Source organism: Pandoraea pneumonica (genome assembly GCF_049918595.1).
Taxonomy (GTDB): Bacteria; Pseudomonadota; Gammaproteobacteria; order Burkholderiales; family Burkholderiaceae; genus Pandoraea; species Pandoraea pneumonica_A.
The window spans coordinates 1,198,868-1,218,060 of the sequence record NZ_JBNCRZ010000001.1; the positions used below are offsets into that span (position 1 = coordinate 1,198,868).

Annotated in this window: 17 protein-coding genes; all 17 read left to right on the top strand. The window is 60.0% G+C overall.

The features are described 5' to 3' along the window. Positions 1-1,469: 1,469 nt before the first annotated feature. The 17 genes from mnmG to ACPWR9_RS05555 all read left to right on the top strand — a co-directional run bounded on the left by mnmG (position 1,470) and on the right by ACPWR9_RS05555 (position 18,821). Positions 1,470-3,434: a tRNA uridine-5-carboxymethylaminomethyl(34) synthesis enzyme MnmG gene (gene mnmG, locus ACPWR9_RS05475; protein WP_150679411.1), complete on the top strand. Its 1,965-nt coding sequence runs from the start codon at positions 1,470-1,472 to the stop codon at positions 3,432-3,434. Positions 3,435-3,445: 11 nt separating this feature from the next. Further along, the gene (gene rsmG, locus ACPWR9_RS05480; RefSeq protein WP_426296131.1) at positions 3,446-4,126 is read left to right on the top strand and encodes a 16S rRNA (guanine(527)-N(7))-methyltransferase RsmG; all 681 of its coding nucleotides are present in this window, start codon (positions 3,446-3,448) and stop codon (positions 4,124-4,126) included. Then, a complete protein-coding gene (locus tag ACPWR9_RS05485) occupies positions 4,123-4,713 on the top strand; it encodes a lipocalin family protein (RefSeq protein WP_426296130.1) in 591 nt (196 codons plus the stop codon). The genes rsmG and ACPWR9_RS05485 overlap by 4 nt, the downstream gene beginning before the upstream one ends. Positions 4,714-4,875: 162 nt before the next feature. Next, positions 4,876-5,646 (top strand): ParA family protein, encoded by a 771-nt coding sequence (locus ACPWR9_RS05490; RefSeq protein WP_150679408.1) that lies wholly within the window; start codon positions 4,876-4,878, stop codon positions 5,644-5,646. A gap of 27 nt (positions 5,647-5,673) precedes the next feature. Beyond that, entirely contained in the window at positions 5,674-6,579 is a 906-nt protein-coding gene (locus ACPWR9_RS05495; RefSeq protein WP_426296129.1) for a ParB/RepB/Spo0J family partition protein, read from the top strand. Positions 6,580-6,603: 24 nt separating this feature from the next. Then, a complete protein-coding gene (locus ACPWR9_RS05500) occupies positions 6,604-7,761 on the top strand; it encodes an SLC13 family permease (RefSeq protein ID WP_426296128.1) in 1,158 nt (385 codons plus the stop codon). Between the two features lie 243 nt (positions 7,762-8,004). Beyond that, positions 8,005-8,508, top strand: a complete 504-nt coding sequence (locus tag ACPWR9_RS05505; protein WP_150679405.1) for an ATP synthase subunit I — start codon at positions 8,005-8,007, stop codon at positions 8,506-8,508. 67 nt (positions 8,509-8,575) lie between these two features. Further along, positions 8,576-9,427 carry a F0F1 ATP synthase subunit A gene (atpB, locus tag ACPWR9_RS05510; protein WP_150679404.1) on the top strand — a complete coding sequence of 284 codons (852 nt, stop codon included), beginning with the start codon at positions 8,576-8,578 and terminating at the stop codon, positions 9,425-9,427. Positions 9,428-9,511: 84 nt separating this feature from the next. Further along, a complete protein-coding gene (gene atpE / locus ACPWR9_RS05515; RefSeq protein WP_010807762.1) occupies positions 9,512-9,778 on the top strand; it encodes a F0F1 ATP synthase subunit C in 267 nt (88 codons plus the stop codon). Positions 9,779-9,903: 125 nt separating this feature from the next. Beyond that, complete coding sequence (locus tag ACPWR9_RS05520; RefSeq protein ID WP_426296127.1) at positions 9,904-10,374, top strand: F0F1 ATP synthase subunit B; 471 nt, start codon at positions 9,904-9,906, stop codon at positions 10,372-10,374. Positions 10,375-10,376: 2 nt separating this feature from the next. Next, positions 10,377-10,907, top strand: a complete 531-nt coding sequence (locus ACPWR9_RS05525; protein WP_150679402.1) for a F0F1 ATP synthase subunit delta — start codon at positions 10,377-10,379, stop codon at positions 10,905-10,907. 51 nt (positions 10,908-10,958) lie between these two features. Then, entirely contained in the window at positions 10,959-12,500 is a 1,542-nt protein-coding gene (gene atpA / locus ACPWR9_RS05530) for a F0F1 ATP synthase subunit alpha (RefSeq protein ID WP_150679401.1), read from the top strand. Positions 12,501-12,588: 88 nt separating this feature from the next. Then, positions 12,589-13,476, top strand: a complete 888-nt coding sequence (atpG, locus tag ACPWR9_RS05535) for a F0F1 ATP synthase subunit gamma (RefSeq protein ID WP_426296126.1) — start codon at positions 12,589-12,591, stop codon at positions 13,474-13,476. Positions 13,477-13,537: 61 nt separating this feature from the next. Further along, positions 13,538-14,929 carry a F0F1 ATP synthase subunit beta gene (gene atpD, locus ACPWR9_RS05540; RefSeq protein WP_150679399.1) on the top strand — a complete coding sequence of 464 codons (1,392 nt, stop codon included), beginning with the start codon at positions 13,538-13,540 and terminating at the stop codon, positions 14,927-14,929. A gap of 147 nt (positions 14,930-15,076) precedes the next feature. Beyond that, on the top strand, positions 15,077-15,496 hold the full coding sequence (locus ACPWR9_RS05545) for a F0F1 ATP synthase subunit epsilon (RefSeq protein ID WP_150679398.1): 420 nt from the start codon (positions 15,077-15,079) through the stop codon (positions 15,494-15,496). A gap of 323 nt (positions 15,497-15,819) precedes the next feature. Next, a complete protein-coding gene (locus ACPWR9_RS05550; protein ID WP_426296125.1) occupies positions 15,820-17,538 on the top strand; it encodes an AMP-binding protein in 1,719 nt (572 codons plus the stop codon). A gap of 65 nt (positions 17,539-17,603) precedes the next feature. After that, positions 17,604-18,821, top strand: coding sequence for a Bcr/CflA family multidrug efflux MFS transporter (locus ACPWR9_RS05555; RefSeq protein ID WP_426296124.1), 1,218 nt, complete (start codon positions 17,604-17,606; stop codon positions 18,819-18,821). Positions 18,822-19,193 lie beyond the last annotated feature (372 nt).

The window sequence follows — 19,193 nt, forward strand, 5'->3', positions numbered from 1 at the left end:
GGCGCTGCCGCCGATGTTGAAGAAGAAACCCGCCTCCCGGCGGGTTTTTTTATGGCGCGTCGAAGTCCTCGAAATGAGGGGTTGGGCACACCTCGAACGATGGTCACACAAATGATCCGGCCCTATTTTCTATGCGAGCCAACAACCCACTTATCCACTTCAGTGCGAAGTCACTTATTCACAGTTGCTTGTGGATAGTTATGCCTCGCGCAAATCTATGGCGCACCGCCGCAATAAGGGGTTCCGAGATTTTTACGATTTTCGAGTGAATTCGCGTAACGAGGTTATCCACAGAAAAGCAATTTCCTATTCGAGGTTTGCGGGGGGATGGCGATGTGTGGATAAGCGGACTTCGGCGGGACATTGGTTCGTTGGAATGCGTCGAGTTGGTAATGCTGCTTTTGAAAAGATGCGGTTGATTTTCGATGTTCGGTAGCAGGGGGTGTCGGACGTATTTCGGGGCGGATATGTGCGCGACTTGTATGGGGTCTGGGTTTCACGTGGAACGCCGAGCGCTGTGTTTGTATCCAGTGGTGACGGACGTGTTGTCTCAGTCGTGTGATTCGCGTCGGGAGCGAGACCTGTGGTTGCATCCAGTGCAGGAACTTCCGGAGGCGGCTCCGGTTGTGGTTGATCTACCGTGTCGTTGTGGATGAGGGACAGGATAATTTTTTCCTGGAAGCGAAAGCTGGGTTTGTATCCAGTGCTTGCTGTATGTCTGCCATCCAGTGCCGATTCGCTGTTTTTGTTCGGGCGCTGCACGGCGGGCAGATAGTGCGAGTGCGGCAGCCAATTTTGAGAATTCTCCGTACAGGTTGCATGGGCGTGTTCGGGCGCGATCTCGGTGAAAGCAAGCGCTTTTGTTTCACGTGGAACGGGCGGGTTGCGAGAGGATGACGTGAGAGCCGTTCGGATAGTTAGACGGTGCGAATTGCCTATTCGCTTCGATCGGAGGGACCGATGCAGGAGAATGGGTTCGATTTCTACCGAGCCTCGACGGGTTGCGATGTTTCACGTGAAACCGACGGTTGGTTTCACATCAGCTTTCTTCGGTTGGATGTTCTTAGCGTGCTGCGATGTTTCACGTGGAACAAGGCGTAGGCCAGTTATCGAGTTGAGTGGGCGATTGGCGCGGGTTCAATGATCTGGGCATCGATTTGATTCGATGTAGGTTCCACGGGAAACATCATCCGACTAACTTGTTCCACGCCAGGCGAGCGATAGGGTGGGGCGTGGCAATGGCTATCCGGTTGCGGTCACAACGATTGACGACATGCTTTTTTCCCCTCCACGCCAACATCGGTCATACCGATTCCCTCTGATGTTCCACGTGAAACCATCTCGCAATCCGTCGTTTTCCACTCACGTTCCACGTGAAACATAGGTCGGTTACAAATGATGCATCGCAATACCGCTATAATTCCGCAATTACCGAATCCAGAGAGTTTGCCGCGCGCGGCAATATTGCGATGCTTTATCCAACCGAGTTCGATGTGATCGTGGTGGGTGGCGGCCATGCCGGCACTGAGGCTGCGCTCGCCTCGGCCCGCATGGGCTGTAAGACCCTTTTGCTCACCCACAATATCGAGACGCTCGGTCAGATGAGCTGTAACCCCTCGATTGGGGGCATCGGCAAAGGCCATCTCGTCAAAGAAGTCGATGCGCTTGGCGGTGCCATGGCCGCGGCTACCGACGAGAGCGGCATTCAGTTCCGCATCCTGAATTCGTCCAAAGGCCCGGCTGTACGTGCCACGCGCGCTCAAGCGGACCGCATTCTCTACAAGCAGGCGATCCGTCATCGGCTTGAGAATCAACCGAATCTCTGGCTGTTCCAGCAAGCTGTGGAAGACCTGATGGTCGAAGGCGAGCGCGTTGTTGGCGCCATCACCCAGGTGGGACTGCGCTTCCGCGCCCGCGCCGTGGTGCTGACCGCAGGGACTTTCCTCGACGGCAAGATCCACGTCGGACTGAACAACTACGTCGGCGGTCGTGCCGGTGACCCGGCTGCCGTCAGTCTGTCGGCCCGCCTGAAAGAGTTGAAACTCCCGCAAGGTCGCTTGAAAACGGGTACGCCGCCGCGTATCGACGGCCGTTCGATCGACTTCTCCGTGCTCGAAGAGCAGCCGGGTGACCTCGATCCGGTGCCGGTTTTCTCGTTCCTGGGCAGTGCCGACCAGCATCCGCGCCAAGTGCCGTGCTGGGTGACGCATACCAACGAGCGCACGCACGACATCATTCGTAGCGGCCTCGACCGCTCGCCGATGTACACGGGCGTGATCGAAGGGGTAGGGCCGCGCTACTGCCCGTCGATCGAAGACAAGATCCACCGCTTCGCCGACAAGTCGTCGCACCAGATCTACCTGGAGCCAGAAGGGCTGACCACCAACGAGTTCTATCCGAATGGCATTTCCACGAGCCTGCCGTTCGATGTGCAGCTCGAACTGGTCCGCTCGATGAAGGGCATGGAGAACGCGTACATCCTGCGTCCGGGCTATGCCATCGAGTACGACTACTTCGACCCGCGCGGTCTGCGCAGCTCGCTTGAGACGCGTGTCATTTCGGGCCTGTTCTTTGCGGGTCAGATCAATGGCACGACGGGGTACGAAGAAGCGGCGGCACAAGGGTTGCTCGCGGGGATGAACGCGGCGCTGCAAGTGCAAGGCCGCGAGGCATGGTGCCCGCGACGCGATCAGGCGTACCTCGGCGTGCTCGTCGATGACCTGATCACGCGTGGCGTGTCCGAGCCGTATCGCATGTTCACCAGCCGGGCCGAGTACCGCTTGTCGCTGCGCGAAGACAACGCCGACATGCGCCTGACCGAAATTGGTCGCGAACTCGGTGTGGTCGACGATATTCGCTGGGAAGCTTTCTGCCGCAAACGCGACGCTGTTTCACGTGAAACAGAACGCCTCAAGACGACGTGGGTGAATCCCAAGACGTTCCCGGCAGAAGATGCCGTGCCGTTGCTCGGCAAAGCCATCGATCACGAATACTCGCTGGCTGACCTGCTGCGCCGTCCAGAAGTCAGCTACGACGCGTTGATGGCAGTGCAGGGCGGCCGGTTGGCACCTGAAGTCGCGCTGTCCGACGATGCGCTGCAAGCCGGGCAGATTCGCGAGCAGATCGAGATCGCGATGAAGTATCAGGGCTATATCGATCGTCAGGCTGACGAAATCGTCCGCAAGGAAGCTAACGAGAACACCGTGCTGCCGGCGAGCATCGATTACAACGACGTGCGCGGTCTGTCGATCGAAGTGCGTCAGAAGCTCAATGCCCAGCGTCCCGAGACGCTGGGGCAGGCATCGCGGATCTCTGGCGTGACACCGGCAGCGATCTCGTTGCTGATGATCCATCTGAAGAAGGGGCTGGGACGCCGTCGTGCGTCGGGCGAAACGAGTGCGGCTGCCGATGACGGCGACCAGCACGCCGCCTGACCGGAGACGACATGACAGCTTCGCGTACTCCCGCCACACAAGGCGGCAACGAACTGGCGACGCTATTGGCCGACGGCATCGCGCAGCTTGGGCTTTCGATCGGTGCCGAACAGCAAGCTCGGCTGCTCGACTTCCAGGCGTTGCTGGCCAAGTGGAATGCCGCGCTACAGATGACCTCGATTCGCGATCCGCGTCAAATGGTCGTCAAACACCTGCTCGATTCCCTGTCGATTTTGCCGCGCCTGGACCGTGAGCCAATTTCACGTGTCCTTGATGTGGGCTCAGGGGGTGGGTTGCCGGGCGTGGTGCTGGCCATCGTGCGTCCGGACTGGCAGGTGACGGTCAATGACATCGTCCATAAAAAGACCGCTTTCCTCACGCAAGCGCGTGCGACGTTCAAGCTGACCAATCTGACGGTTGTCACCGGTCGCGTGGAGTCGCTCGTGGTGGGTAAAGAAGTCCCGGCGCCGTTCGACGCGATTGTTTCACGTGCCTTTGCCGAGTTGATGGATTTCGTCACGCTGGGGCACAAGTTGCTCGCCGACGATGGCAGCTTCTGGGCCATGAAAGGCGTCGCTGCCGAGAGCGAACTGGCGTTGCCGCCGGGGTATGCCCTGGTCGAACGCTTGCCGCTACAAGTGCCATTCCTCGACGCAGAGCGTCATTTGCTTCGCGTAAAGGTGGCGGCATGACCCGTATTACCCGCTGGATCGGTGGTGCACTCGTCGGTTTTTCGTTACTTGCGGCGGTGGCTTGGGCGCAAACCGGGCAGGAGTCGCTGACCACGCGCGTTCGCCCGGTCGGCGCCATCGACAAGTCACGATATGTCGGCACCTGGTACGAAATAGCACGCTACCCGAATTTCTTCGAGCGAAAATGTGTGTCGGACGTGAGCGCCGAGTACGTGGCGCGCCCGGACGGCAAGATCGAAGTGACGAACAAATGCCGCAAGGACGATGGCACTTGGGTGAGTGACGCCGGCCTCGCACGCACGGATGGGCAGGGCACAGGCACCGCGCGTTTCAAGGTGACCTTTGCGCCGGACTGGTTGCGCTGGATTCCCTGGCTTTGGGCGAACTACTGGGTTATCGTGCTCGACGGCGACTATCAATATGCCGCCGTCGGAGAGCCGGGCCGCGAGTACCTGTGGATCCTTTCGCGCACCCCGACCATCGACGAGAACACGTTGAATCAAATGCGCGCGCAGTTGCGCAAGCAAGGCTACGACACTGACAAGCTCGTGTTGACGCCGCAGAAAGCCAGCATCGGCAATAACTGAGCATTGCTCAGGTAATCGAATTCATTGAATACATCGGGTTTGGCAGCAGGGCGAAGCCATCGTGCGTGGCGTCGGACTGACGTCGCGGTACTGCGAGCCACCACCCGATGCATCAGCATTAATCGCGCTTGAACAAGGCAGCATTCGGAGGACTACATCGGCATGGCGAAAATTTTCTGCGTGGCCAATCAGAAGGGCGGCGTCGGCAAGACGACCACCACGGTGAACCTCGCCGCCGGTCTGGCGTCGCACGGACAGCGTGTCCTGTTGGTCGACCTGGATCCGCAGGGCAACGCGACCATGGGCAGCGGCATCGACAAGGCCGCGCTCGAGACGAGCGTCTATGAAGTGCTGGTCGATGGCACCGACGTGACGGTGAGCCGTCAGCGCTCGGAGACAGGCAACTACGACGTGTTGCCCGCCAACCGCGAACTCGCAGGCGCCGACGTGGAACTCGTTTCGCTCGAGAATCGCGACACCCGACTCAAGCAGGCGCTTGAGAAAGTGGACGACGCTTACGACTTCGTTCTGATCGATTGTCCGCCCACGCTCTCGCTGCTCACGCTCAACGGCCTGTGTGCCGCGCATGGCGTGATCATTCCGATGCAGTGCGAGTATTTCGCGCTCGAAGGGCTCTCGGATCTCGTCAATACGATCAAGCAGGTGCACGCGAATCTGAATCGCGACCTGAAGGTCATCGGCTTGCTGCGCGTGATGTTCGATCCGCGTATCACGCTGCAACAACAAGTGTCGGAGCAGCTCAAGCAGCACTTCGGCGACAAAGTTTTCAACGCGATCATTCCGCGCAACGTGCGGCTCGCCGAAGCGCCCAGTTATGGCATGCCTGGCGTCGTCTTCGACCCGGCATCGCGAGGCGCGCAGGCGTACCTGCAATTCGGCGCAGAAATGATCGCGCGCATCCAAACTATGTAAGGCGCATTTGCGCAGGAACGCATTGTCATGGCGACCAAGACCAACGCACTGAAAAAGAAGGGCCTGGGCCGCGGCCTCGAAGCGCTGCTAGGCGCGCACGCCGATAACCATAACGGCGCAGACGAAGCCGCTGCGGCTGTCGAAGGCGCACCGTCGGTGATGACGCTCGACCGCCTTCAGGCGGGCAAGTATCAGCCGCGCACGCGCATGGACGAGGGCGCATTGCAGGAGCTCGCCGCAAGCATTCGCGCGCAAGGGCTGATGCAGCCGATTCTCGTGCGCCGCGTCGATGGTGAGAAGTACGAAATTATTGCTGGCGAACGTCGTTTCCGTGCCGCGCGCATTGCGGGCTTGTCGGAAGTGCCCGTGCTCGTGCGCGATGTGCCCGACGAAGCCGCCGCCGCGATGGCGCTCATCGAGAACATTCAGCGCGAAGATTTGAATCCGCTGGAAGAAGCGCAGGGCATTCAGCGCTTGCTCGGTGAATTCAATTACACCCATGAGCAAGCGGCCGAATCGCTCGGTCGTTCGCGCAGTGCGGTGTCGAATTTGTTGCGCTTGCTCAATCTCGCGCAACCGGTGCAGACGATGCTGCTCGCAGGCGATCTCGATATGGGGCATGCACGTGCGCTGCTCTCCGTGGATGCCGCCACGCAAATCACGCTCGCCAATCAGGTGGTGAACAAGCGCCTGTCGGTGCGCGATACCGAGCGCATCGTGAATGCTTCGCTCAAGCCGCAAGGCGATGGCATTCGTCGTCGTTCGGCAGAAGAGGGCGGGCGCGATGTGACGCGTCTCGAAGAAGAACTATCGGATCTGCTCGCGTCGAACGTGAAGATCAAAGTCGGCCGTAAGGGCGCAGGTGCACTCACGATCGAATTCGGCAGCCTCGACGCGCTCGACGGCATTCTCGCGCGCATTCGCGCCGAATAATATCGGTATCCTAATGAATCAGTCATGACCAATGAGGCGCAGCATCCGCCGAGACAAACGCGTGTGATGCGCTCATTGGCCGCATTGTTCGAACGAGTCCGCAGCGATCGCGTGCTCGTCATTCTGTTGATCGCATTTGTCGCGCTGGAGATTTTTCGTCCGGCGAGTGCCGGCGCATTGTTCGCACGCATCGATCAACACACCATCCTCACGCTCGCCGGCCTGCTCATGCTCACGCGGGCCATCGATCAGAGCGGCTTTCTCGACTGGCTTGCGCAACGATTGTTGCGATGGTTTCGCACCGAGCGCCGTCTCGCGTTGTTGATGGTCGCCTTCGCCGCGGCGCTCTCGACGCTGCTCACGAACGATGTCGCGCTGTTTGCTGTCGTGCCGCTTGCGCAATCGCTCGCACGTATCGCGCCGGTGCGTATCGAACGTCTGATTATCTTTCTCGCGCTGGCAGTGAACGCCGGGTCGAGCCTCACCCCCCTCGGCAACCCCCAGAACCTCTTTCTCTGGCAGCACAGCGGGCTGGGCTTCGGTGGCTATGTCGCGATGATGACGCCGATCACCGTGGCGCTCATGGCCCTGCTGCTGGTCGTGTGCGCCTTCGCGTTCGATTCGCGTGCATTGCATTTTCAACGACGCGGGCCGTCGCACGATGTGCGCTGGCCGTTGCTGTGGACAGCGCTCGCGTTGTTCGTCGGGTTCGTCGCGCTGGCCGATCACGGGCTTGCCGCGTGGGCATGCGCCGGGGTTGTGGCGGTGCTGCTGATCGCACGCCGCAACGCGGTGCTCGGCATCGACTGGCTGCTGCTCGCCATTTTCGTGCTGATGTTCGTGGTGTTGCGCGGTGTGGCGGAGATGCCCGAGGTGCGCACGGCACTGGGACACATCGACTTCTCGAGCACGCTTGGCGCCTATCTCGGCGCGGCGGTGTTGTCACAATTCATCAGTAATGTGCCCGCAGCGATTCTGCTCGCGGAATACAGTCAGAACTGGCCGGCGCTCGCCCATGGCGTGGCGGTAGGGGGCTTCGGGCTGGCAATCGGTTCGTTGGCCAACCTGATTGCATTGCGCATGGCGAAATCGCGCAAGATTTGGTGGCACTTTCATTGGGTTTCGGTGCCGTTTTACCTGGTGGCACTGGGGTTGGGGTTCGCTGCACTGAAATGGGTCTGAACGCCCCCCGTACGACACGTAGATGTCGTGATTGCGCGGCCTTCCGGGTGAATGCCGCGGTGCACCATGAGGGAAAACGCACTCCGTGAGAGTTGGCGCCAAATCGAAGCATGCACTGCACAGTTTCGGCGAATTTGTTGCGTGTTTCAATTGACTGGCGTTCGTAATCTCCCGTAAAATCTCGCGGGTTTAACTGCTTGAAGAGCCCATTCGTTTTGCACGAGTCGGGCGGGGAGGTACGAGATGGCCGATGAAATACGGTCGAACTTGGAACCGAAACCGCAAGCGCCGGCGCATGCAACAGATGATGTTTGGGACGACGAGCAGGAGCAAGAAACAATCGTTCCGCTCACGCGTGCGCAGGCCGAGCGCCTGTTCGGTCCCGATGTGGGGCGCGCATCCCGTGTGACTCCATTCAGAGTGGTGGGTGCCCAGGTACTGTTGTCGCTAGCGGCGACACTGGCTTGGTGGGTACTCTCGACATCGCCCCAAGAGGCCGCGGTGTCCGCTTGGCTGGGCGGAATGATGGGTTGGTTGCCGGGCGCCTTGTTTGCGCTGCGGCTAAGAATTTCAGGTGATCGTCTCTCTGTCGGTTCGTTGGTGATGGGAGAGGCGGTCAAGGTAGCAACGACGATTGCGTTGTTGGTGGCCATAGCGTTCGGTTACCCGGGAGTTCACTGGGTAGCGTTGCTGGTCACCTTCGTGCTGACGCTCAAGGCCTATTGGCTGGCGATGGCATTCAAGTAGCGGTCAATTCCGCTCACGCGTCGCGCGCTGCCGTGTGCGGATTTTCATAATTGGGTGTTTGATCGCTATGTCAGTAGAAGCCGGTAGCCACGCTCCGAACCCGTCGGAGTACATTTCGCACCACCTGCAAAACCTCGCGAGCTCGACGCAGACGAATATCGTCGATTTCTCGATCATCAACTGGGACACCATGTTCTGGTCGATCGCGATGGGCGCGCTGGGCTGCTTCCTGCTGTGGATGGCTGCCCGCAAGGCCACCTCGGGTGTGCCGGGCCGTTTCCAAGCTGCTGTCGAAATGCTCGTCGAAATGGTTGAAGACCAGTCGAAGAGCATCGTGCATGGCAACCGTGCCTTCATCGCCCCGCTCGCGCTGACCGTGTTTGTCTGGGTCGCGCTCATGAACTCGCTGGACTTGCTGCCCGTCGACCTGCCGTCGAAGGTGATCGGCTGGGTCGGCCTGGGTTCGATCATTACCCACCATCGTATTGTCCCGACGGCCGATTTGAACGGCACGCTCGGTATCGCCGTTGGCGTGCTCATCCTGATGCTGTACTACAGCTTCAAGATCAAGGGCGCGGGCGGCTTCATGCATGAGCTGTTCACGGCACCGTTCGGCAACCACTTCTTGCTGTGGATCCCGAACCTGCTGCTCAACCTCATCGAATTCTGTGCCAAGACCGTGTCGCTCGGTATGCGACTGTTCGGCAATATGTACGCCGGTGAACTGGTGTTCCTGCTGATCGCGCTGTTGGGTGGTATCTGGAGTTTTGGCGCAGATGCGTCGGTGCTGGGTTTTGTCGGTCATGTCATCGCCGGCACCGCATGGGCGATTTTCCACATCCTGATCGTGTTGCTCCAAGCGTTCATCATGATGATGCTCACGCTGGTGTATATCGGCCAGGCGCACGACCATCACTGATCGGTTGTTGCGGTTGTTACGTGTTTCCCAGTTTTTCGGTTTTTCAAATTTAAAGTTTCAAGTCTCTAACCAATAGGAGTAATCATGCAAGCTTTCATCGCTAACATCCAGGGTCTGACCGCCATCGGTATCGGTATCATCATCGGTCTGGGTGCCATCGGCGCCTGTCTGGGTATCGCGTTGATGGGCGGTAAGTACATCGAAGCATGCGCACGTCAGCCGGAACTGATGAACCCGCTGCAAACGAAGATGTTCCTGCTGGCTGGCCTGATCGACGCCGCATTCCTGATCGGCGTGGGCGTTGCCATGCTGTTCGCATTCGCGAACCCGCTGCTGTCGAAGCTCGCTTAAGTTTCTTTCGGATGGTCGCGCACTGATCCGCGCGACCCACTGGACATGAACGGCGCGCCCAAGCCAGCAGGCACAATGGGGCGCGCTGTTTTGCCAATCGACTCGCAACACCGAAAGGGAACACCGTGAACATCAACGCAACTCTGTTCGCGCAAACCGTCGTGTTTCTGATCCTGGCATGGTTCACGATGAAGTTCGTGTGGCCGCCGCTGATCAAGGCTATCGACGAACGCGCGAAGAAAATCGCTGACGGTCTGGCTGCTGCCGATAAGGGCAAGGCCGAACTCGAAGCCGCCAACAAGCGCTCCACGCAAGCCCTCGCGGATGCCCGCGACGAAGGCGCGAAGCGTATTGCCGACGCCGAGAAGCGCGCACTGGCCGTGGCCGAAGAGATCAAGCAGCAGGCTCAAGCCGAAGCTACTCGTATCATCGCCAACGCCAAAGCCGAAGCCGAGAACCAGGCCGTTAAGGTCCGTGAATCGCTGCGCGAAGAAGTTGCCGGTCTGGCCGTTAAGGGCGCCGAGCAAATCCTGAAGCGTGAAGTTGACGCCAAGGCCCACGCCGACCTGCTGAACCAACTCAAGGCAGAGCTCTGATCATGGCCGAACTCGCAACCATCGCTCGTCCGTACGCTGAGGCGTTGTTCCGCGTGGCCAAGGCCGGTGACCTGAATCGCTGGTCGGAGCTGGTGCGCGAACTGGCGCAAGTGGCAGCGCTTCCCGAAGTGGCCAATCTGGCCGACGATCCCAAGGTTACGCCGGCGCAAGTCGTCGACGTGCTGACGGCTGCCGTGAAATCGACCGACGCCGAAGTGCGCAACTTCGTCGCCGCTGTGGTCGAAAACGGTCGTCTGGCTGCTATGCCGGAAGTCGCCGAGCAGTTCGAAGCGTTGAAGAACGCTGCCGCCGGTTCGGCGGATGCCACGATCGAAAGCGCCTTCCCGCTCGAAGGTGAGCAACTGACCTCGCTGGTCAAGGGCCTCGAGCACAAGTTCGGCCGCAAGCTCAACCCGAGCGTGACGGTAGATCCGTCGCTAATCGGTGGCGTGCGTGTGGTGGTTGGCGACGAGGTGCTGGACACTTCGGTGCGCGCCCGCCTGGCGGCCATGCGGACGTCGCTGACGGCCTGACGGCCGGCGCGAATCGCCTGCGACGGCAAGAATTGAATATCAGGAGCACATATGCAACTCAATCCCTCTGAAATCAGCGAACTGATCAAGAGCCGGATTCAAGGTCTCGAGAGCGGCGCCGAAGTCCGTAACGAAGGCACCGTGATTTCGGTGACTGACGGTATCTGCCGCATTCATGGCCTGTCGGACGTGATGCAAGGTGAAATGCTCGAATTCCCGGGCAACACCTTCGGTCTGGCACTGAACCTCGAGCGCGACTCTGTCGGCGCCGTGATTCTGGGTGAATACGAGCACATCTCGGAAGGCGACACCGTCAAGTGCACGGGCCGCATTCTGGAAGTGCCGGTTGGTCCGGAACTGAAAGGCCGCGTCGTTGACGCGCTGGGCGTGCCTATCGATGGCAAGGGCCCGATCAACGCCAAGATGACCGACGCAATCGAAAAGATTGCCCCGGGCGTGATTTGGCGTAAGTCGGTGTCGCAGCCGCTGCAAACGGGTACCAAGGCTATCGACGCCATGGTGCCGATCGGCCGTGGCCAGCGTGAGCTGATCATTGGTGACCGTCAGACGGGTAAGACCGCTGTGGCCATCGACACGATCATCTCGCAAAAGGGCAAGGGCGTGACCTGCGTCTACGTCGCGATCGGCCAGAAGGCTTCGTCGATCATGAACGTGGTGCGCAAGCTCGAAGAGATGGGCGCGATGGAATACACCATCATCGTGACCGCCACCGCTTCGGACTCGGCCGCTATGCAGTTCATCGCACCGTACGCCGGTTGCACGATGGGCGAATACTTCCGCGACCGCGGCGAAGACGCGCTGATCATTTATGACGACTTGACCAAGCAAGCTTGGGCCTACCGTCAGATCTCGCTGCTGCTGCGCCGCCCGCCGGGCCGTGAAGCTTACCCGGGTGACGTGTTCTATCTGCACTCGCGTCTGCTCGAGCGTGCCGCTCGCGTCTCGGAAGAGTACGTCGAGAAGTTCACGAACGGCGCGATCAAGGGCCAAAGCGGCTCGCTGACCGCACTGCCGATCATTGAAACGCAAGCCGGTGACGTGACCGCATTCGTTCCGACGAACGTGATTTCGATTACCGACGGCCAGATCTTCCTGGAAACCGACCTCTTCAACGCAGGTATCCGTCCGGCAATTAACGCCGGTATTTCGGTGTCGCGCGTGGGTGGTGCTGCTCAGACGAAGGTCGTCAAGAAGCTGTCGGGCGGTATCCGTACCGACTTGGCTCAGTACCGTGAGTTGGCTGCGTTCGCGCAGTTCGCTTCGGACCTGGACGAAGCCACCCGCAAGCAGCTCGAGCGCGGTCGCCGCGTGACGGAACTGCTCAAGCAGCCGCAGTATCAGCCGCTGCAAGTGTGGGAACTGGCCGTGTCGCTGTTCGCCGCCAACAACGGTTATCTGGACGATCTCGAAATCGCTCAGGTTCTGCCGTTCGAAAAGGGTCTGCGCGAAGTTCTGAAGACCAGCCACGGCGCGCTCATCGGCCGTATCGAAGAGACCAAAGATCTCTCGAAGGACGACGAAGCCGCCCTGCACGCTGCGATCAAGGACTTCAAGAAGACCGGCGCTTACTAATCCGGTTGAATCGGTAACTATTCAACGGACCCGGGAAGGCGCGATGTTCAGGCAAGAGCGGACGTCGCGCCGAGACAAGGAGTAAGCAATGGCTGGAATGAAGGAAATTCGCGGCAAGATCAAGAGCGTGCAAAACACGCGCAAGATCACCAAGGCCATGGAAATGGTGGCCGCGTCGAAGATGCGCAAGGCGCAGGAACGCATGCGTCATGCCCGGCCGTACGCTGAGAAGGTACGCCAGATCGCCGCGCATATGGGCCAGGCGAATCCGGAATACCACCACCCGTTCATGGTGAAGCATGCGGACGCGAAAGCGGCCGGCATCATCGTGGTGACGACGGACAAGGGCCTGTGCGGCGGCTTGAACACCAACGTGCTGCGTGCCGTGGTGGCCAAGATGAAGGACATCGAAGCGCAAGGCCTGAAGATCGAAGCGACCGCCATCGGCGGTAAGGGCTTCGGCTTCATGAACCGTATCGGCGCGAAGGTGGTCTCGCACGTGGTGCAACTGGGCGACACCCCGCATCTCGACAAGTTGATCGGCGCCGTGAAGGTGCAGCTCGACGCGTATGCCGCAGGCAAGCTCGATGCCGTGTACCTGGCTTACAACCGCTTCGTGAACACGATGAAGCAGGAAGCCGTGGTCGAACAACTGCTGCCGCTGCCCGAGAAGCTGGAAGGCGAATCGGAAGAAGCGAGCGCAGTGCCGGCTCAGCACTCGTGGGACTACATCTACGAACCGGACGCAAAGTCGGTGGTGGATGCCCTGCTGGTGCGTTACGTCGAAGCAGTCGTGTATCAGGCAGTCGCAGAGAACATGGCGTCGGAGCAGTCCGCCCGTATGGTGGCCATGAAGGCCGCATCGGACAACGCGAAGACCGTGATCGGTGAATTGCAGATGGTCTACAACAAGGGCCGTCAAGCTTCGATCACGAAGGAACTGTCCGAAATCGTGGGTGGCGCTGCCGCTGTTTAAGCGGTGGCACGGGCCGATGCGCCGCAAGGCGAAATGAATTTGAGTATCTAAAGGAAAAGCGATGAGTACTGCTTTGATTGAAGGCAAAATCGTACAGTGCATCGGCGCCGTGATCGACGTGGAGTTCCCGCGCGATAGCATGCCGAAGATCTACGACGCGCTCATTATGGACGGTTCGGAACTGACGCTCGAAGTTCAGCAGCAGCTGGGCGACGGCGTGGTTCGTACCATCTGTTTGGGTTCTGCCGAAGGCCTGCGCCGCGGCATGATGGTGAAGAACAGCGGTCTGCCGATCACGGTGCCCGTTGGTAAGCCGACGCTGGGCCGCATCATGGACGTGCTTGGCCGTCCGATCGACGAAGCCGGTCCGATTGCACAAGACCACACGCGTTCGATTCACCAGAAGGCTCCGGCATTCGACGAGCTGTCGCCGTCGACGGAACTGCTCGAAACCGGTATCAAGGTTATCGACTTGATCTGCCCGTTCGCCAAGGGCGGTAAGGTGGGTCTGTTCGGTGGCGCCGGTGTGGGCAAGACCGTGAACATGATGGAACTCATCAATAACATCGCCAAGGAACACGGCGGTTATTCGGTGTTTGCCGGCGTGGGCGAGCGTACCCGTGAAGGGAACGACTTCTACCACGAAATGAAGGACTCGAACGTTCTGGACAAGGTCGCGCTGGTGTACGGCCAGATGAACGAGCCGCCGGGCAACCGTCTGCGCGTCGCGCTGACCGGTCTGACGATGGCAGAGCACTTCCGTGACGAAGGTCTCGACGTGCTGTTCTTCGTGGACAACATCTACCGTTTCACGCTGGCCGGTACCGAAGTGTCGGCACTGCTCGGCCGTATGCCGTCGGCCGTGGGCTATCAGCCGACGCTGGCTGAAGAAATGGGTAAGTTGCAAGAGCGTATTACGTCGACCAAGAAGGGCTCGATTACGTCGGTGCAAGCCGTGTACGTGCCTGCCGATGACTTGACCGACCCGTCGCCGGCAACCACCTTCGGTCACTTGGACGCTACCGTCGTGCTGTCGCGTGACATCGCCTCGCTGGGTATCTACCCGGCAGTCGATCCGCTCGACTCGACCTCGCGTCAGATCGACCCGAACGTGATTGGCGAAGAGCACTACACGGTGACCCGTCGCGTGCAATCGACGCTCCAGCGCTACAAGGAATTGCGCGACATTATCGCGATTCTGGGCATGGACGAACTGTCGCCGGACGACAAGCTGGCAGTGGCACGCGCTCGTAAGATTCAGCGTTTCCTGTCGCAGCCGTTCCACGTGGCAGAAGTGTTCACGGGTTCGCCGGGTAAGTACGTTCCGCTCAAGGAAACGATCCGCGGCTTCAAGATGATCGTCGACGGCGAATGCGACCACCTGCCCGAGCAGGCGTTCTACATGGTCGGCACGATCGACGAAGCGTTCGAAAAAGCCAAGAAGATGCAGTAAACGGTTGAGTGCCGGGCGCTGGCGGAGGTCTCTCACGAGGCACGCGCCACACCGGCAGGTGACTGTCGAACGGCGGGGTAGCGGGGCGAGGGCGGTAACGACCGCGCCTCTGCTCCTGCCGCTTCATCACACTCAACGGGAGCGATTATGGCAACCATTCACGTAGACGTCGTCAGCGCAGAAGAGCAGATCTTCTCGGGTCGGGCGCGCTTTGTGGCGCTGCCGGGCGAAGCCGGCGAGCTGGGCATTTTGCCCGGCCACACGCCGCTGATCACGCGCATCAAGCCGGGTGCCGTGCGCATCGAGGACGAAGCAGGCAACGAGGACTTCGTCTTCGTGGCAGGCGGCATTCTCGAAGTGCAACCGGACACGGTGACCGTGCTCGCCGACACCGCTATCCGCGGCAAAGACCTGGACGAGGCGAAAGCTGCCGAAGCCAAGCGTCGCGCGGAAGAAGCACTTGCGAACAAAGACTCGAATATCGAGTACGCGAAAGCCCAAGCCGAACTGGCCGAAGCCATCGCTCAACTCGCTGCGATCAGCAAGCTGCGCAAGGCAAAGCTGTAAATTGGCGTTGTCGTCGTGCCGGCCGTAATGTCGGTGTGACGAACGATGCAGAAAGCTCCATGCATGAAAGTGCGTGGAGCTTTTGTTTTTCCTACGCGCGCATCAACTATCGCCACGACCTGTGTGACACCACCATGTCGTGACGCGCATCAATCCATCGCACTTTCTCAGGGCCATCCCCACTCGTTACGTCACTCGATTTACGTTAACGTAAACGTCAACGCAGCGTGACGCGCTATTGTTGTAAAGACCAGTCGACAGTAGTGCCGGGCGCGACAGCATTTCGCTATTTCAGCATGGCTTCAGTATCAGGAGACAAAAGCATGGAAAGCCGGGAAGTTGCAGGCGTAGTCCCACGTAACGGGTTGTCGTATGTGAAGGGCGACACGACGGTGCCGCTCTCATCGCTCACGGTGTTCGGTCTGCTCGCCGAGACCGCTTCGACGTTTCCTGAGCGTCAGGCGGTGGTGTTTCGTGAGCAGGCGGTGGATTGGACGTGGCGCGAATTCATCGCTCACGTCGACACTTTCGCTGCCGGGCTGATTGCGTTGGGGCTGAAGAAGGGAGACCGCGTCGGCATCTGGTCGCCGAACCGTGTCGAATGGCTCGTCACGCAGTTTGCGACCGCGCGCGTTGGGCTCGTGCTCGTGAACATCAACCCGGCCTACCGGCTGGCAGAACTCGAATACGCGATCAACAAAGTCGGCTGTAAAGCGCTGGTCGCCGCGGAGTCGTTCAAGTCGTCACGCTATCTCGACATGCTCAACGTGCTCGCCCCCGAACTGGCGAACAGCAAACCGGGCATGCTGAAGTCCGAGAAGTTGCCCACGCTGACCACGATCATTCGCATGGGCACGGGCATCACGCCGGGGATGATGAATTTCAGCGACGTCGTGACGCTTGGCGCCGACGCCAGCCTCGACGAACTGCGTGCCATCTCCGACGCGCTCGATTGCCACGACGCGATCAACATTCAGTTCACAAGCGGCACCACCGGCAACCCGAAGGGCGCGACGCTCACGCACCACAACATCGTCAATAACGCGCGCTTTATCGCAATGGCGATGAAGTTCTCCGAGCACGACAGCCTGTGCATTCCGGTGCCGTTCTATCACTGCTTCGGCATGGTGCTGGCCGTGTTGGCGTGCGTGTCGACGGGCGCGACGATGGTGTTCCCGGGCGAAGCATTTGACCCGAAGGCGACCATGGCGGCCGTGTCGGAAGAAAGCTGCACTGCGTTGCACGGCGTGCCGACGATGTTCATTGCGCAGCTCGATCATCCGGACTTCGGCAATTACCACTTCGATACGCTGCGCACCGGCATCATGGCCGGATCGCCGTGTCCGATCGAAACGATGAAGCGTGTGATCAGCCAGATGCACATGGGCGAAGTGACGATCGCGTACGGCATGACGGAAACCAGCCCGGTGTCGTTCCAGACCACGACCACCGACCCGCTGGAAAAACGCGTGAGTACCGTGGGCCGTGTCCAACCACACCTCGAAGTGAAACTGGTGGATGCTGCTGGCGAGATCGTGCCGGTGGGCGAGAAGGGCGAGCTGTGCACGAAGGGCTACTCGGTCATGCAGGGCTATTGGGATGACGAGCCGCGCACACGCGACGCGATCCGCGATGGCTGGATGCACACGGGCGACCTCGCGACGATCGACGAGGACGGCTATTGCAACATCGTCGGCCGAGTGAAGGACATGCTCATTCGCGGCGGCGAGAACATCTACCCGCGCGAAATCGAGGAGTTCTTGTTCCGACACCCGAAGATTCAGGCGGTACAGGTGTTCGGTGTTCCCGATCCGAAATACGGCGAGGAAGTCTGCGCGTGGATCGTACTGAAGCCGGGACAAAGCGCTACGGAAGACGACATCCGCGAGTTCTGCAAGGATCAGATCGCCCACTACAAAGTCCCGCGTTATATTCGTTTCGTCGACGATATGCCGATGACCGTGACGGGCAAGGTGCAGAAATTCATCATGCGCGAACAGATGGTCGAGTCTCTGGGACTGAGCGAGGAAAAAACGGCCTGATCGGGCCGCTCCCGGCGGGCACCTGGACAATCACGTATGATTCGGGATTACCCTAGGTGCCTGTCATGCCCGCCACCAACTATCTCCGTACTGTTTTCGTTCTCGGCATTCTGTCGGCCATCGGCTCGTTGTCGATCGACATGTATCTGCCGGCGTTGCCCAGCATCGCCCGGGAACTGAACACAACGGATGCGGCGGCGCAGTTCACGCTGGCATCGTTCTTCATCGGGCTGGGCCTCGGGCAACTGCTGCACGGGCCGCTCGCTGACCGGTTCGGGCGCAAGCGCCCGCTCTACGCCGGGCTCGCACTCTACACACTCGCGTCGGCGGGCTGTGCTCTCGCTCCCAATATTGAAACGCTGATCGTCTGCCGCTTCATCCAGGCGGTGGGCGGTTGCGCCTGTTTCGTGATCGCCCGCGCCATGGCGCGCGATCTGTTCGACACGAACACCGTCGCCCGTGTGCTCTCGCGCATGACGCTCATCATGGGCGCCGCGCCGATTCTTGCGCCGCTCGTCGGTGGTCAGGTGCTGATGTTCGCCGGCTGGCGCTGGATTTTCTGGGGCCTGACGGTCTTCGGTGCCATCTGCTTTGCCATGGCCGTGTACTGGCTGCCCGAGACCCGCCACGCGGCCAAACAGGCCCGTCACTGGCTTGCCACCGCTTGGCACAACTACGGCGTGCTTGTGCGCGACCGCGAGTTCATGGGGAACGCACTGGCCGGTGGCGTGGCGCAGGCGGGCATGTTCGCGTACATCACGGGCTCGCCGTTCGTCTTCATCAATCTGTACGGCGTCGACCCGGCGAATTATGGCTGGCTGTTCGGCCTGAATGCGTGCGGCATCATCTTCGGTTCGCAGATCAACGCGCACTTGCTGCGCAAACGCCGTCCGGCCGACGTGTTGCGCCGTACCAACAATCTGGTCGCCATCCTTGGGTTGGTGCTGCTGGCCGTAGCGAGTCTGAAGCTCGGTGGGCTGATGGGCTTGATGGTGCCGCTCTTCGCTTATGTGGCCAGCCTTGGCTTCTCGCAGCCGAATGCAGTGGCCGAAGCACTCAACCGCCAGCACCAACGGGCGGGTGCGGCATCGGCGCTATTGGGCGCTTTGCAGTTCCTCGCAGCGGCGAGCGCTGGCGCGGCAGTGGGGATGCTGCACGCCCGCTCGGCGGTGCCGATGGCGGCCGTGATTGCCGTGTGCGGCGTGTTGTCGTGGTGTTTCCACACCGTTTTGATTCGCCGCGCGGGACCGGCGGCGCTGCCGCCCACACCGGGCAAAGCCTGATCGTCGGGCCGATGCTCGGGAACTTTGCCCGAGCTTTCCTTCCAAACCTGGAATTCGGAAAGTGTTACTACACCTGTAACACTTTGTAATTGCACTGTTCCAGCGTGAAACCGGTCGGCAAAGTACGATCCAGCCGCTCTGCAAAAGCCCCCCAAAATTTTTTGCAAAGATGGCTAAAGTTCGGCGCGCCAGCGCCGAAATACAGATGAGTAGTAGAGCGCAGCTTCGTGACACACCTGTGAAGTCTGCGTCTTTTCACACCCGATCATTCCCCCCGAATGCATCGCAGGGGCCGCTCGCGCCCCGCATGTAGGAAAAACTCCTACAAAAAACTTCCGCTTTTCTTGCCCCTTCATGTAGTTTTTCTCCGAT

What these genes read in the sequence shown, in the direction of transcription:
- mnmG (WP_150679411.1), top strand. Translation starts at nt 1,470, where the DNA reads ATGCTTTATCCAACCGAGTTCGATGTGATCGTGGTGGGTGGCGGCCAT.
- rsmG (WP_426296131.1), top strand. Translation starts at nt 3,446, where the DNA reads ATGACAGCTTCGCGTACTCCCGCCACACAAGGCGGCAACGAACTGGCG.
- ACPWR9_RS05485 (WP_426296130.1), top strand. Translation starts at nt 4,123, where the DNA reads ATGACCCGTATTACCCGCTGGATCGGTGGTGCACTCGTCGGTTTTTCG.
- ACPWR9_RS05490 (WP_150679408.1), top strand. Translation starts at nt 4,876, where the DNA reads ATGGCGAAAATTTTCTGCGTGGCCAATCAGAAGGGCGGCGTCGGCAAG.
- ACPWR9_RS05495 (WP_426296129.1), top strand. Translation starts at nt 5,674, where the DNA reads ATGGCGACCAAGACCAACGCACTGAAAAAGAAGGGCCTGGGCCGCGGC.
- ACPWR9_RS05500 (WP_426296128.1), top strand. Translation starts at nt 6,604, where the DNA reads ATGACCAATGAGGCGCAGCATCCGCCGAGACAAACGCGTGTGATGCGC.
- ACPWR9_RS05505 (WP_150679405.1), top strand. Translation starts at nt 8,005, where the DNA reads ATGGCCGATGAAATACGGTCGAACTTGGAACCGAAACCGCAAGCGCCG.
- atpB (WP_150679404.1), top strand. Translation starts at nt 8,576, where the DNA reads ATGTCAGTAGAAGCCGGTAGCCACGCTCCGAACCCGTCGGAGTACATT.
- atpE (WP_010807762.1), top strand. Translation starts at nt 9,512, where the DNA reads ATGCAAGCTTTCATCGCTAACATCCAGGGTCTGACCGCCATCGGTATC.
- ACPWR9_RS05525 (WP_150679402.1), top strand. Translation starts at nt 10,377, where the DNA reads ATGGCCGAACTCGCAACCATCGCTCGTCCGTACGCTGAGGCGTTGTTC.
- atpA (WP_150679401.1), top strand. Translation starts at nt 10,959, where the DNA reads ATGCAACTCAATCCCTCTGAAATCAGCGAACTGATCAAGAGCCGGATT.
- atpG (WP_426296126.1), top strand. Translation starts at nt 12,589, where the DNA reads ATGGCTGGAATGAAGGAAATTCGCGGCAAGATCAAGAGCGTGCAAAAC.
- atpD (WP_150679399.1), top strand. Translation starts at nt 13,538, where the DNA reads ATGAGTACTGCTTTGATTGAAGGCAAAATCGTACAGTGCATCGGCGCC.
- ACPWR9_RS05545 (WP_150679398.1), top strand. Translation starts at nt 15,077, where the DNA reads ATGGCAACCATTCACGTAGACGTCGTCAGCGCAGAAGAGCAGATCTTC.
- ACPWR9_RS05550 (WP_426296125.1), top strand. Translation starts at nt 15,820, where the DNA reads ATGGAAAGCCGGGAAGTTGCAGGCGTAGTCCCACGTAACGGGTTGTCG.
- ACPWR9_RS05555 (WP_426296124.1), top strand. Translation starts at nt 17,604, where the DNA reads ATGCCCGCCACCAACTATCTCCGTACTGTTTTCGTTCTCGGCATTCTG.